14 protein-coding genes and 2 pseudogenes are annotated in these 13009 nt (G+C 43.5%); 12 read left to right on the plus strand and 4 right to left on the minus strand.

Annotated features, from left to right (window positions below):
• Positions 1-31: 31 nt before the first annotated feature.
• The 8 genes from aceF (at position 32) to rnk (ending at position 6289) form a co-directional block, all read left to right on the plus strand.
• A complete protein-coding gene (gene aceF / locus ATY38_RS12935) occupies positions 32-1342 on the plus strand; it encodes a dihydrolipoyllysine-residue acetyltransferase (protein ID WP_062559666.1) in 1311 nt (436 codons plus the stop codon).
• A 29-nt stretch (positions 1343-1371) separates the two neighbouring features.
• Positions 1372-2049, plus strand: a complete 678-nt coding sequence (gene nadD, locus ATY38_RS12940; RefSeq protein WP_062559667.1) for a nicotinate-nucleotide adenylyltransferase — start codon at positions 1372-1374, stop codon at positions 2047-2049.
• A complete protein-coding gene (gene rsfS, locus ATY38_RS12945; RefSeq protein WP_062559668.1) occupies positions 2046-2372 on the plus strand; it encodes a ribosome silencing factor in 327 nt (108 codons plus the stop codon). The genes nadD and rsfS overlap by 4 nt, the downstream gene beginning before the upstream one ends.
• A 33-nt stretch (positions 2373-2405) precedes the next feature.
• Positions 2406-2876, plus strand: coding sequence for a 23S rRNA (pseudouridine(1915)-N(3))-methyltransferase RlmH (gene rlmH / locus ATY38_RS12950; protein WP_062559669.1), 471 nt, complete (start codon positions 2406-2408; stop codon positions 2874-2876).
• A gap of 107 nt (positions 2877-2983) precedes the next feature.
• Positions 2984-3601, plus strand: coding sequence for a Maf family protein (locus tag ATY38_RS12955; RefSeq protein ID WP_062559670.1), 618 nt, complete (start codon positions 2984-2986; stop codon positions 3599-3601).
• Positions 3602-3712: 111 nt separating this feature from the next.
• Complete coding sequence (rng, locus tag ATY38_RS12960) at positions 3713-5167, plus strand: ribonuclease G (RefSeq protein ID WP_062559671.1); 1455 nt, start codon at positions 3713-3715, stop codon at positions 5165-5167.
• Between the two features lie 174 nt (positions 5168-5341).
• Complete coding sequence (locus ATY38_RS12965) at positions 5342-5548, plus strand: beta-ketoacyl synthase N-terminal-like domain-containing protein (protein WP_062559672.1); 207 nt, start codon at positions 5342-5344, stop codon at positions 5546-5548.
• Between the two features lie 339 nt (positions 5549-5887).
• Positions 5888-6289 (plus strand): nucleoside diphosphate kinase regulator, encoded by a 402-nt coding sequence (rnk, locus tag ATY38_RS12970; protein WP_235590300.1) that lies wholly within the window; start codon positions 5888-5890, stop codon positions 6287-6289.
• 15 nt (positions 6290-6304) lie between these two features.
• Here rnk and ATY38_RS12975 read toward each other — a convergent pair whose 3' ends face one another.
• Both ATY38_RS12975 and msrB read right to left on the minus strand, forming a co-directional pair.
• Positions 6305-7492: a hypothetical protein gene (locus ATY38_RS12975; protein ID WP_062559674.1), complete on the minus strand. Its 1188-nt coding sequence runs from the start codon at positions 7490-7492 to the stop codon at positions 6305-6307.
• Between the two features lie 46 nt (positions 7493-7538).
• On the minus strand, positions 7539-8060 hold the full coding sequence (gene msrB / locus ATY38_RS12980; RefSeq protein ID WP_062559675.1) for a peptide-methionine (R)-S-oxide reductase MsrB: 522 nt from the start codon (positions 8058-8060) through the stop codon (positions 7539-7541).
• Positions 8061-8254: 194 nt separating this feature from the next.
• On the opposite strand from msrB, the gene ATY38_RS16250 reads away from it, so the two are divergent.
• From ATY38_RS16250 to ATY38_RS13000, 4 genes and pseudogenes are all read left to right on the plus strand, one after another.
• Complete coding sequence (locus ATY38_RS16250) at positions 8255-8413, plus strand: hypothetical protein (RefSeq protein WP_201011899.1); 159 nt, start codon at positions 8255-8257, stop codon at positions 8411-8413.
• Positions 8414-9110: 697 nt separating this feature from the next.
• Entirely contained in the window at positions 9111-9674 is a 564-nt protein-coding gene (locus ATY38_RS12990) for a hypothetical protein (RefSeq protein ID WP_062560214.1), read from the plus strand.
• Positions 9675-9802: 128 nt separating this feature from the next.
• A complete protein-coding gene (locus ATY38_RS12995; protein ID WP_062559676.1) occupies positions 9803-10006 on the plus strand; it encodes a YjfB family protein in 204 nt (67 codons plus the stop codon).
• Positions 10007-10245: 239 nt separating this feature from the next.
• Positions 10246-11301: pseudogene (locus ATY38_RS13000) on the plus strand (IS110 family RNA-guided transposase).
• A 304-nt stretch (positions 11302-11605) separates the two neighbouring features.
• Here ATY38_RS13000 and ATY38_RS16960 read toward each other — a convergent pair.
• Together ATY38_RS16960 and ATY38_RS13005 are read right to left on the minus strand one after the other, a co-directional pair.
• Positions 11606-11728: pseudogene (locus tag ATY38_RS16960) on the minus strand (IS3 family transposase); the annotation flags it as partial.
• 5 nt (positions 11729-11733) lie between these two features.
• The gene (locus tag ATY38_RS13005) at positions 11734-12900 is read right to left on the minus strand and encodes an IS4 family transposase (protein WP_062558265.1); all 1167 of its coding nucleotides are present in this window, start codon (positions 12898-12900) and stop codon (positions 11734-11736) included.
• Between the last annotated feature and the right edge of the window lie 109 nt (positions 12901-13009).

Below are 13009 nucleotides of genomic sequence, written 5' to 3' on the forward strand. Positions count from 1 at the left end.
TCTTTCTAGCGGAGCAATTTGAGGAAAACATGTGGCTGAATTAAGAAAAGTCTTCATTCCTGATATCGGAGATTTCAAAGATGTTCCCGTTATTGAGATCCTAATTAAAGCGGGCGATGCTGTTAAAGCAGAGGATTCGCTTATTACACTAGAGTCGGACAAGGCCACAATCGAGATTCCATCACCTTTCAGTGGTGTAATCAAGGAAATTTTTGTCAAATCCGGGGATAAAGTATCGGAGGGCACAGCAATCTTAACCATCGAAGATTCTGGCGATATCCAAATTGAGCCACTGCCTCAAACCGCAGCAGAAGAAAACGCCCACAAGAATGTTGTCGAAGTTACGCCTGAAGTTGGGGTCAAACCGGATAACGTTCAGCCAGTACAAGACACGTCACAATCGATACTCACTAGAGACGATATTTCTTCCAGAGCGCATGCCAGTCCTTCAATTCGCCGCTTTGCACGGGAGTTGGGTGTTAATTTGGAGTTAGTTACAGGAAGCGGCCCTAAACAGCGTATCTTGAAAGAAGATGTGCAAGTCTATGTAAAAGCGGAATTATTGAAATCCGGGAATAAAAATTCAGGAACGGCGTTTGATTTGCCGCCATGGCCTGAAGTCAATTTCGCTAAATATGGTCCAGTTGAGTCAAGAAACCTGACACGCATCAAACAAATCTCTGGCACCAATTTACATCGCAATTGGGTAATGATTCCGCATGTAACTCAGTTCGATCAGGCGGATATTACTGATTTGGAAGCGTTGCGAAAAAAATCCAACGAGAATCAAAATGACAATAAAGTGAAATTGACTTTGCTGGCATTTGTGATGAAGGCATTGATCGCGCCGTTAAAGAAATTTCCGGAGTTTAATGCATCACTCGACAATAATGCAGATGAAGGAGCCAGTTTAATCATCAAACATTATTATCATATCGGCTTTGCCGTGGATACGATCAATGGGCTGGTTGTGCCTGTAATCAAAGACGTGGATCAGAAAGGAATTTTTGCGATTGCCGAAGAACTAACCCGGCTATCTTCATTAGCGCGCGAAGGCAAACTGAAACCCACCGATATGCAAGGCGCCAGTTTTACCATATCAAGCTTGGGTGGAATTGGCGGTACAGCATTCACACCCATTATCAATGCTCCTGAAGTCGCCATTCTGGGAATTTCAAAGGCCGATATTAAGCCGGTTTATCAAGATCATCAGTTTGTCCCGCGTTTAACACTTCCCCTGTCACTTTCTTACGATCACCGCGTCATAGATGGCGCCGCTGCAGCGCGTTTCACTACACATTTGTCAGAGGTGTTGACAGATATGCGGCTTGCTTTACTATGATATATCCTAAATCTTGAGATTGAGAAAGGGTGGAAATTATTGATAAGTTTCCTCTAACCGGGATCTACGGCGGTACATTTGATCCTATTCACTATGGTCACCTGCGTATCGCTGAAGAGTTACTCGATCATGTCGGTTTGAAGCGCATTCTTTTTATACCTTCAGGCGCGCCTCGATTACGGGTTGCTCCTGCTGCATCAAGAGGCCATCGTTCAGCCATGGTGCGTTTGGCAATACAAGATAACACCCGGTTTTCTCTTGACGAACGTGAAGTTAATCGTCCCGGTATCAGTACGACGATTCAATCGCTACGTGAGTTCAGGTGTGAGCTCGGTGATCATGCGGCACTTTGTTTTATCCTGGGGATTGATGCGTTTGTTAAAATAGATCACTGGATGGAATGGCAGGAGTTATTTGCTTTGTGCCATATTATTTTGGTTGCCCGCCCGGGTTATGTTCCGATCGGCAAGAATAAGACGTTATCTGCAGAAATACAAAAGGAATTTGTATCTCGTTCCGTTGCATATGCGAGCGATCTCGAATCACAATCCAATGGCTTTATTTATACTGCCCGGACATCATTACTGGAAATCTCGGCGTCGCATATACGATCACTAATAAAAAACAATAAAAGCATACGCTATTTATTACCTGAGAATGTCGTTGATTATATTCAAACCAATCGGTTATACACTGGAAATTTATGAATTCTGAAAAGCTTATTACGATCATAATCGATGCACTGGAGGAAATTAAAGCGCATGATATCGATGTAATCAATGTCACAAAAATAACTTCAATGTTTGAACACATCATTATTGCCAGCGCGGATTCAACACGCCAGACAAAATCTCTGGCAAACAATGTGCAAGAAAAGGTTAAAGCTGCTGGAGGAAATGTTTTCAGTGTGGAAGGAGAGCAATCAGGTGACTGGCTGCTGGTTGACTTGGGTGATGTGATCGTACACATCATGCTACCGGCCGTTCGCGAATACTACAATTTGCAAGCGTTATGGCGTGAGAGGAATTAATCTTCCCCGGATCATGCATGATTTTTTCAGATTATGAAATGTTTTATACTCGCGGTCGGGCATAAGATGCCAGATTGGGTCAATACGGGTTATTTTGAATATATCAAACGCATACCGCGGGAAATATCGGTGAATTTGATTGAAATAAAACCGGAAAAACGGGTTTCCGGGAAAACGGTTGAACAGCTTCTTTTGGCAGAATATCACCGTATTCGTACAGTTCTGCCGCATCATTGCCGGATTCAAGTCTTGGATGAAAGTGGCCAGCAGTGGACAACAAAACAATTTGCCAATGAAATGCAAGGATGGATGGATAGTGGCGATGCGATCGCCTTTGTTATTGGGGGAGCAGATGGTTTGCATTGTGATATCAAACATACGGCCAACGCATTGATCGCTGTATCGAAATTTACGTTACCCCATGGACTTGTCCGTGTAGTACTGGCGGAGCAACTCTATCGAGCTATATCAATTATAAAAAACCATCCTTACCACAGGGATTGAAAAACGAGCATGCACTTACTCAATTTTCCACCGTATTTCAGATCCGATAAATGAACTGCTAGTGATATAGAATCCTGCGTTTACCGATTAAAACTATATTGATTGAGATGTTTCTCGAGAACCAAATATATCTTGCCTCAAGAAGCCCTAGAAGACGTGAGTTATTAAGACAGGTGGGCGTACGATTTAATCTTCTGATGATGCGTGAAACCTTAGGCCGTACTATTGATATCGATGAGCAGTCATTTGAAAATGAAGCACCTACTGACTATATTTATCGGATTACACAATATAAAGCTAACGAGAGTTGGAAAAGGCTGTTGCAACGTCGGTTGCCGGTATTGCCTGTCTTGGTCGCTGATACGATTGTCACGATTGACGGCACCATATTGGGTAAACCCAGGGATAAAATGCATGCAACAGATATGCTAAAAACTTTATCCGGGCGATCACATCAGGTATTAACCGCTATTGGTGTGGGAATCGGAGATAATATTCAAGTTAAGCTATCGACTTCAACCGTACGATTTCGTGAAATTACCGAGCGGGAAATACGTCGATACCTGGAAAATAATAATATCTTGGACAAAGCGGGCGCTTATGCAATTCAGGGTATGGCGGCCGCATTTATTGCTGAAATATCAGGAAGCTATAGTGGGATTATGGGTCTTCCGCTGTATGAAACCATACAATTGCTAGAGGAAACCGGCATACAAGTTGTTTAGCTTGAAGATCAAAATTGAATTTATCCCGCGATATCTTGTAAAGGATGCTGTAAAAATCTTTGACCAAACATCTCAATTACCTGATTTAAATAAGAATAATAAGTATCGAACATGAGTAACGAAATTCTAGTCAATATTACGCCCCAAGAAACCAGGGTTGCTATACTCGAACAAGGCGTAACACAAGAATTGCATATCGAGCGCACCAGCGGACGCGGTATCGTAGGAAATATTTATAACGGTCGGGTGAGCCGTGTGTTACCAGGTATGCAATCGGCGTTTGTAGATATTGGCCTTGACCGGGCGGCTTTCTTACATGTGGCTGATATTCGGGATCCCAAGCCGGAAGGGGATATAATGAAACCGATCGAGAAGCTGCTTTACGTAGGCAATAGTATCGTGGTTCAAGTGATCAAGGATGCGATAAGCACCAAGGGCGCTCGGCTTTCCACTCAGATAAGCCTGGCGGGCCGTTTATTGGTCTATCTTCCGCACGAATCCCATATCGGTATCTCGCAGCGTATTGAAGATGACAGCGAACGTGAGTTATTACGTGAAAAGTTGCAGCAAATTCTTCCCGAGGATGAAGAGGGTGGTTATATCATCCGAACCATGGCGGAAACTGCAGATGAAAACGATCTGCGCGCTGATTTGGAATATTTGCATCGATTATGGCGCGACATCCAGCAAAAGTCTGCGACTATTTCTGCACCCGTATTGCTTTATCAGGATTTGGATCTTAGCCATCGCGTATTACGCGATTTTATCGATGAGGATACAGTTCGCATTCTGGTCGATTCACGTGAAAATTATCAAAAACTGGTGAAATTTGCGCAAAGCTACATGACGTGTATCGCGGAGCGGATAACTTTGTATACCGGCGATCGACCATTATTTGATTTGTATGCTGTTGAAGAAGAGATTGAAAGATCTCTGGCCAAGCGAGTTAATTTAAAATCTGGCGGATATTTAATCATTGATCAAACTGAAGCACTCACCACAATGGATGTCAATACCGGCGGTTTTATTGGTGTGCGCAATTTCGACGATACTGTGTTTAAAACCAATCTTGAAGCAGCACAGGTCATTGCCAGACAACTGCGGATGCGTAATTTGGGCGGAATTATCCTCATTGACTTCATCGATATGGAGTCCGAAGATCACAAAAATGCAGTTCTGGCTGAATTCAACAAAGCATTGTCGAAGGATCGTACGCGCATAACCGTCAACAGTTTCAGCGCATTAGGTCTGGTTGAAATGACGCGTAAGCGTACCCGCGAGAGTTTGGCGCATGTACTCTGTGAAACCTGCCCAACTTGCCAAGGGCGCGGCGAAGTCAGGACGGCACAAACCATCTGCTACGAGATTTTGCGGGAGCTGCTTCGGGAGTCGAGGCAATTTGATGCGAATGAATTTCGAATTTTGGCATCACAGCAAGTCATCGATTTGTTTCTTGATGAAGAATCGCAAAGTTTGGCTCAACTGGGTGATTTCATAGCTAAGCCTATAAGTCTGCAAATTGAGGAATCCTACTCACAAGAACAATACGATGTGATATTAATGTAGCAGATCTCTGGATGGATAATTCAAGGTACGATCAAATATCAAATAAATTCTAAAATTCCAGAAAGGGTACACTGTTCACTTAACCCTGTTGATGCCGTGTTTGACAGCCTTTCAAGCTTTCAGTATATTCAATAAAATATTAATTCTGCCTTAAATCTTTTTGTTTGATTTTGTATGCGCATCGTTGTTACTGGAATGGGGGTTGTTTCACCGATCGGTACCAGCACCGATCAGTTCTGGAATGCGGCAATTAAAGGTACGAGTGGAATCAGTGTCATTCATTGTTTTGATGCATCCGGCCTTAGATCCCGCATAGCAGGTCAAATTGCAGGATTCAATACAGCGGCTTTTCTGACAGCAAAACAGTTAGTTAAGATATAATATTCTATGCGTTATATTCGCATAATTCTGATTACACCACCTGTTGAATCTTTTCTAGCATCGCAAAGATCATATCTTTAATTGAAAACTTTTTGATATTTCCGGTGCGGATCTAGATTGATACATGGGATACCGGGAGCTCATGAGTGAGTACTTCTTATCGGGAGGAGTTCTTCTTTATTGACGTCGATATACTTCGATTCAAAAAATTTAGTACCGATAAGCCTGATAATTTACTCTGACCGACCCCCACAAAGCGCTGCGACGTAAGTCAAGCATTGGGCATTTGCTCTGGTATATTTTTTGTTTGCAATTTAAGAGGATAAAATCATGCAAAACATGCCACCTATCATTATAACCAGTCTGGACCTGGCACGTCTTGAACGCTTGTTCAGCTCCAAAAACTATAGTCAACTTCCCGGGATTGATGCGCTTATTGATGAAATTGATCGCGCATCAGTCGTAGAACCCACTGAAGTGCCACCTGATGTGATTACCATGAATTCTACAATTCGTTTTGTTGATGATACGAATGGTTCGGAGTATCAGCTTACGCTTGTTTATCCTGACGAGGCAGGCGCACAAGATACAATCTCTGTTGCAGCTCCCGTCGGAAGCGCCTTGCTCGGGTTGTCTGTAGGCCAATCAATCATGTGGCAAGTGCCAGGAGGACGAGAGCTCAACCTGCGCGTTCTTGATGTCATTCGACAGCCGGAAGCAATGGGAGAGTACCTCCGTTGAGCTCAGTACTTACATTTAAACAGAAATCAATAAATATTCCATCCCAATTTGGGATAATTCTGCAAGATTAATGTTTTCCTCGTTGAGGGCTGTATCTGCAGCCATAACGCCAATAGAAGCAACAGTATGAGTGCCTGAATCCAGCAAACCTACATAATAGGCTTGATCTACCGCGGACGGCGCATGGCCAACCACATTCTCATATAACAGGTTCACAACAGCCGTATGATTTGTTATGTTGTCGCCAAGCGCCGCACTAATTGCAAATTGCATCAAGGCTTCGTAACTCATACCATTATCAAGCAAGTTCAAGCCAATGCCGGAAAAGGTCTCGTTTGACACCGATTCCCGGCCAAAAACAGCACCCAACGTTTTGGCCGTGATGCCAGCCTTGCCGTCAAAATCAAGCGCTAATGAAATATCATCAAATTGAATACGTTCGATTTGATTGAGTGTATCTGCACCGTCTACTCCGCCATTCTTATGTTTAACCGTCCAACTTTCATCAGCATTGTGCTGAATGTCGTAATCATTAAAGTGCCCACGGTAAATGGCTGCGTCAGTATTTTCATTTCCGTTTAATATATCATTACCTTCAAACCCGGTCAGTGTGTCATTTCCCGTTCCGCCTGCAATCAATTCGGCTTTGTTATGATCGGCTGTAAAAGGAGTCTGGAAGCCCTCAAAAGAAATCATAAAAGTATTGGCAGTGGTTCCATTTCCATCTGCTTTGCTGAAAATTGCTCCCGACTGCAAATAGCCTTTCAAACCAGCTGTTTCAGATGAGGTGCTACCTGCGCCGACAAGATGTGCAGCTGCCAGCATTCCGGAGATTGTTATTGGATTGTCATTAAGGATCTGTCCTTCGTATTTATCAAGCTCCAGAAACTTTATTCTTTCCCATAAAATATCGTGCCAGTCGCGGATGATTATTTCTTGTATGGCACCATTGCTGAAGTAATCCTGCTTACTATGGATTCCATTCTTGCCTGACCAATTGCCAATCCAATCGTTTCTGAATAAATTGTCATCACTATTATCAAGGCCATAGTATCCGAGATCAAAAAGAGCCGCTTCCCCGAATTGATACTTTCCGATATAACCAAATGGATTTTCAGTGCCATAGTTTTGCGTACCATCAGGAATACTGGACGATTCTTTGAAACCCAATTCATCAAAATAATCTTGATATGTTTTAGCCATGATTATTTCTCGCTCGGTAAATGGTATTGATAACATGAATAGCCAATTAGCCTCTGAGCGCTGGCAACTGCTCTTCTTTTGGTACGAAACTGAGCGCAATGCCATTATTACACCAGCGCTCTCCACGAGGAGGAGGGCCATCCGTGAAGACATGGCCTTGATGACCTCCACAGCGTGCGCAGTGGTATTCCGTACGCGGCCAAATCATCTTAAAGTCGATTTTAGTTGCTATATGCCCGGCTATCGGTTGGGTAAAACTGGGCCAACCGGTCCAACTCTCATACTTAAATGCGCTTTCAAACAGTGGAAGATAACATGCTGCGCAAATAAAAGTGCCTTCTCGATCTTCATAAACCAGATTACTCGATTCCGGACGTTCGGTTGCTTCCTCGAACAGGATCTGATAAGCCCTGGGCGAGACCAATTCACGCCATTCCTTATGAGGTTTGTTGATGGGTGAAATAGGGCTGGCTGCTTCGCTAACCATCGGCGTGCGCAAGCATGCCGGCATCAGAGGAAACATGGTCGCAACAGCCAGTATTTTAAATAAAAAAGTGCGCCGTTTCATAAATCTTCTCCAATTCAACAGAATCATCGCGGGCTGAATTATGTATCTATGTGTTCCTCATCCAGCCTAAATCAGGTTAAGCGCAAATATCATGATCACGCTTTGATCATTTTACAAGAGGAAATCATATGTTTTAATTATAATTGTCTCAAAGGCGTTCTAACGTCAATAATCAGACTAATTAATTTTTCGATATGACCCGGCAAAACTTCGACAAAGTAAAAGTACTGATTGATGCGGCAAATAACGAAGATCCGAACCAGGAAATCTGTGAAGACAAAATCTTGCCGAAAGATCTGCTTTATTCACACCCCATGCCAGATATGCTTGAACGTTATTCACCCTGGCGCTGATGATGCCATAAAACTGGCAGTGAGAGCCCCGCAACTGGAAAACGCCACGCAGTGCTTATCCGATGGAGCTCAAGGGTTATCATTAATGGCGAGCGGGATTGAACAAATTCCACGCCGACACCGTCGCTGATTTGCTTGCTAAGGCTGGATATGAAAACGGATTCATCACGCGCGTGGCCCAGACCGTTGGCAAAAAATCATTGAAGTTCAATCCAGATACCTAATTATTGGAAAATGTCGCCGGATTGGTCTTTCTTGAACACTACTTATCCAATTTCGCGAGTAAATACCCTGAGTACGCAGAGTCAGTGGATTGATATCATTGGGAAAATTTGGAGAAAAATGTCTCCTCAAGCCTATCAATTTGTCATTGATAGATACATAAAGTTATCGGATTCCTTCGCTATGTTGATCAGAAAAGCCATAATCAAATGAATCAGGATGTTGTTTCTACAGCATTAAATTAGACATGTTGATGTGGTTACATTATACAGGGTACATTCCTTAAACTATTTTTATCACGGAATAAATGTAAGTGCATCCGAACAACTTATCATCAAAACCCCCAATAATCTCCTGCAGCAAACGCAAGTACTATTACTATGAAACTGTTTTGGCTGATATAATTTTTCGTCATTCCTGTTTATCAGTAAAAAATACTATGTTTACCCATTCAAAATTTTCTTCCCATAAATTTATGTTTGTAATTTTGATTGGGATCATATTTTCCGTCCTGATGTTTGGCATGCTCTATGGTACAAGCTCACAAGGGGATTCAGCCGAAACTTATCCCAAAGGTTTTCGCGGCGGTGCTTGCACCATAGAAACTGAAAACCTAATCATTGGTTATTCAGGATATTATCTCCCGGCGGACTACGAGTCACCTGAAGATACTCTGCGATCACCCCATGTTCCTGTTCAATGTGGGAAAGTACCCGAACCAGCGGCAGTGAATATCTCGATCGACTTGCTTTATCCGGAATCGGCACGAAATTTTCTGTTATCTCAACGCTTGGTTAGGATAGTAACTACTGAAGACACGGAAAAAGAACTCGAAATATTGTCTACGCCTGCGCAGCAGCACCTATCGGGCGTAGTCACCCAAGCTTTTAAACTGAGTGAAGCGGGGCAATATATTTTGTATTTGGAAGGAAAAAATACTGAGAACACAAGCATTCAAGTGAAAGTACCATTAAAAGTCGGACTGGATTGGCAAGATCATCTCAAAAAGCTTTTCTCAACGTTTCTAAGAAAAGATTAATCAAGAAATGATGTATATTGCTATGAGCAATATACAATTTTAGTCTGGTGGAGTGAAAATCCCGAGGATCCCTAAAAGATAGAGCAATACCTGCCGTAATGATCTTTATAAAAATTGGGAGAAATTTCATGGATGTAACCGGTATAGCAAGAATAGCAACTGAAATGGCGGACTTTAATACTAAGGAAGCAGTTGGCATTGCAGTTCTTAAAAAGACCATAGATATTAACGCCGCAGGTGCTCTCGCATTAATTGAGGCCATTCCTGATAATTCTCAATCTGCACTAAACCTACCCTTAAATCTCGGGCGAAATATAAATACGACCGCCTAGTTTCCGTATCTATTGACTCATCATTAGTAACCTGTACCCGTATGGTTTTATGTAATGTTGCGGTCAAATAAAAAACTGAACTGGAGTTGGAGTTGTCCCAATTTGATGGACATTTTTTTCATGGAGTCGAGAGAGTCTCGACCTGATGTAATGGAATGGACGCCCACTACCCTAAACGGCATCGAAGTGCCAAAGTAGTGGTGCAATAAAGCCCACTAAATAAGAGAGGAGCGTCCGACATGAAGATTACAACGATAGGCATTGATTTGGCAAAAGAGGTATTTCAGATTCATGGCGTGGATATGTATGGTAAGGCGTTTCTGCGCAAGCAGTTGCGCCGTAGCGAGATGTCAAAGTTTTTTGCCAATCTGGAGCCTTGCCTGATTGGGATGGAAGCCTGCGGTAGTTCACACCATTGGGCGAGAAAGCTGTGCGAATTTGGGCACACCGTCAAGCTCATGTCACCCCAATTTGTCAAACCCTACGTCAAGACCAACAAGCATGATATGGCAGATGCGGAAGCGATCTGCGAAGCGGTAAGCCGACCCAACATGCGTTTTGTATCGATCAAGAATATTGAGCAACAAGCCATTTTGTCAGTGCATCGTGCCAGGCAAGGTTTCGTCAAAGCCAGAACCGCACAGGCAAATCAGATACGCGGCCTGCTTTCTGAATTTGGTATTGTTATCCCACAAGGGATCCGTTCGATTATCAATCGGGTGCCGGATATTCTGGAAGATGCTGGAAACGATTTACCAGGATCAATGCGTCATTTACTGAAACAGTTGAATGATCATCTCAAACAACTAAGTTGACAAATAGAAGAGTTGGAATTGCAGATCAAGCTGTGGCACAAGGAGAACGAAGCCAGTCAAAGATTGGAAGCTATTCCCGGTATTGGCCCGATTACGGCGAGCGCCATTGTTGCAACAGTTGGAAATGCCACAGAGTTCAAGAACGGCAAGCAACTTTCGGCATGGTTTGGATTGGTGCCAAAACAGTGCTCCAGTGGTGGCAAGCAGATATTACTCGGCATCAGTAAACGTGGCGACACTTATCTGCGCACTTTGCTGATTCACGGAGCAAGAGCAGTCATCCGTTTTGCTGAAAATAAGGAAGAACCAGAAAGCTGGTTGCGTAAACTGATAGCTCGACGCAACAAGAATATCGCTGCTGTTGCACTAGCGAATAAAAATGCTCGTATTATCTGGGCGTTGCTCGCCCAAGGCACAACATTCCACCATAATCGCGCTACGACACCAGTTGCTGCCGAGCATGATTATGGTGTTGCATAGAAATTTATTGATAGCACTGCAGCAGATTTAAGGAGAAAAATTTCAACCGATTGCACGGGCAATCATGACAATGATGGCGAAACTGGTCAGACCGTGAGTAGCTAAACCTAAACAGCACACAGTGCATAGAGCACGCTGAGGTGATAAGGCGCTACTCAGCAAATTCCATCAGGGGCAGGGGCAATGCGCCTCATACAAAGTCCGGATGTATGGCAGCAATCTTTACCTGCTCAAAATCATTGACTGAAAGCTTGGCAGAAAGTGGGCGTCCATGTATGTGCTGTCAAAAATGGAGTCCATCGGTTTAAGCAACAAGCAAATTTGCATAGTATTGCTGCGTAAATTGTGCTGGTGAAAAATAATCCAGCTTTTTCTGTTTTCTCTGCCGGTTATAGAATATTTCTATATATTCGGTCAGTAGTGTCCGGCAATTTAGTTGAATAGATTCAGTTGGTTGTTGTTATGGTGAGTGATCATTTGCATCTCAGTATTTTTAAGTAATTGATCTAGGTTAGTTTTCTCGAAAAGAGTTAGGCTCAGGATTTGTAGGATTGTGTAAAGTGAAGTCTCGGTATTGAGTCGCTTTTTTACGATGGCAACCAAGACATAAACCGAGATGGCAATCCATATCTGTGTCTTGACTGCGTTTTCAGTGGTTCCGTAGAATTGCTTGATACGAAGATGTTGTTTGATCCACTTGAAGAATAGTTCGATCTGCCAGCGACAACGATAAAGCTGAGCGATGGTCAGTGCAGGTAAATCGAAGTTGTTGGTTAGAAATACCAGATGCTTGTCGTGTTCGGCATCATAGAACTTAATACGTCGTAGGTGCTGCGGGTAATCCTTGCTGGCCTTCGTAGCGGTCAATGCAATGGTCTGATCGCATCGCAGTCCCGTGGATTTGTCCACTGAGTGAGAGTAGACACGGCGAAAAAGGAGACTGGATTTAGCGCGCGTTACAAAAAATGCTTGTGCTTGATGCATAGTGAACCAGCGAGCAAAGTCGGTAAAGCCCCGATCCATGATGTAAAAGCTGCCAGCTTCGGGGATCAGGAAATCGAGCACATTGACTTCGTGCATCTTGCCGTCGCTGATATGGATGAACGTTGGAATGTTGCCGCGTAGATCAAGCAGTGTATGCATCTTGACGGCAGCTTTGGTCTGACGAAAGCGCGCCCATGGAAAGACGCTCAAACACAGATCGATGGTCGTGGTATCGAGTGCATAGACTGTCTGTTCCAACTCCACCGCTAAGCTATCGCTGGAGTAAAGCTTTCTGGCGATCTGGATCAAGCTCATCGCGAAATCCATGTAGATGCGACAATCGCGCTGCTCGTTGGCATCGGCCAACGTACTCTTGGCGATGTTGCCTCGTATGCCCAAGTGATAAAGCTTAGCTTGGTGAGCGCGCAGACAGGTTTCGATGTTGCGCAGACTCTCGCGGTAAGTCAGCTGCGCGAAAGCCATGCAAAGAAATTGATCGAGATGCGAAAGAGTCTTGGTGGGATATTTGGAAGGGTAACGCTGTACACAGCGGCGGAATGTGTGAAGGGGCAAGTAATCCATGAGTTGTGCGAATACCAATTTGCCTGAATGCATGATAAGAAGCCACGTAGGGAAATCTCCAGTTTCGCAAAAAATTCACTTTCAAATCGGTGACACCCCCAAACATACCATTTCATTCTACAGATCAATCTGTTATACAATC

It is taken from the genome of Nitrosomonas ureae, assembly GCF_001455205.1.
Classification (GTDB): domain Bacteria; phylum Pseudomonadota; class Gammaproteobacteria; order Burkholderiales; family Nitrosomonadaceae; genus Nitrosomonas; species Nitrosomonas ureae.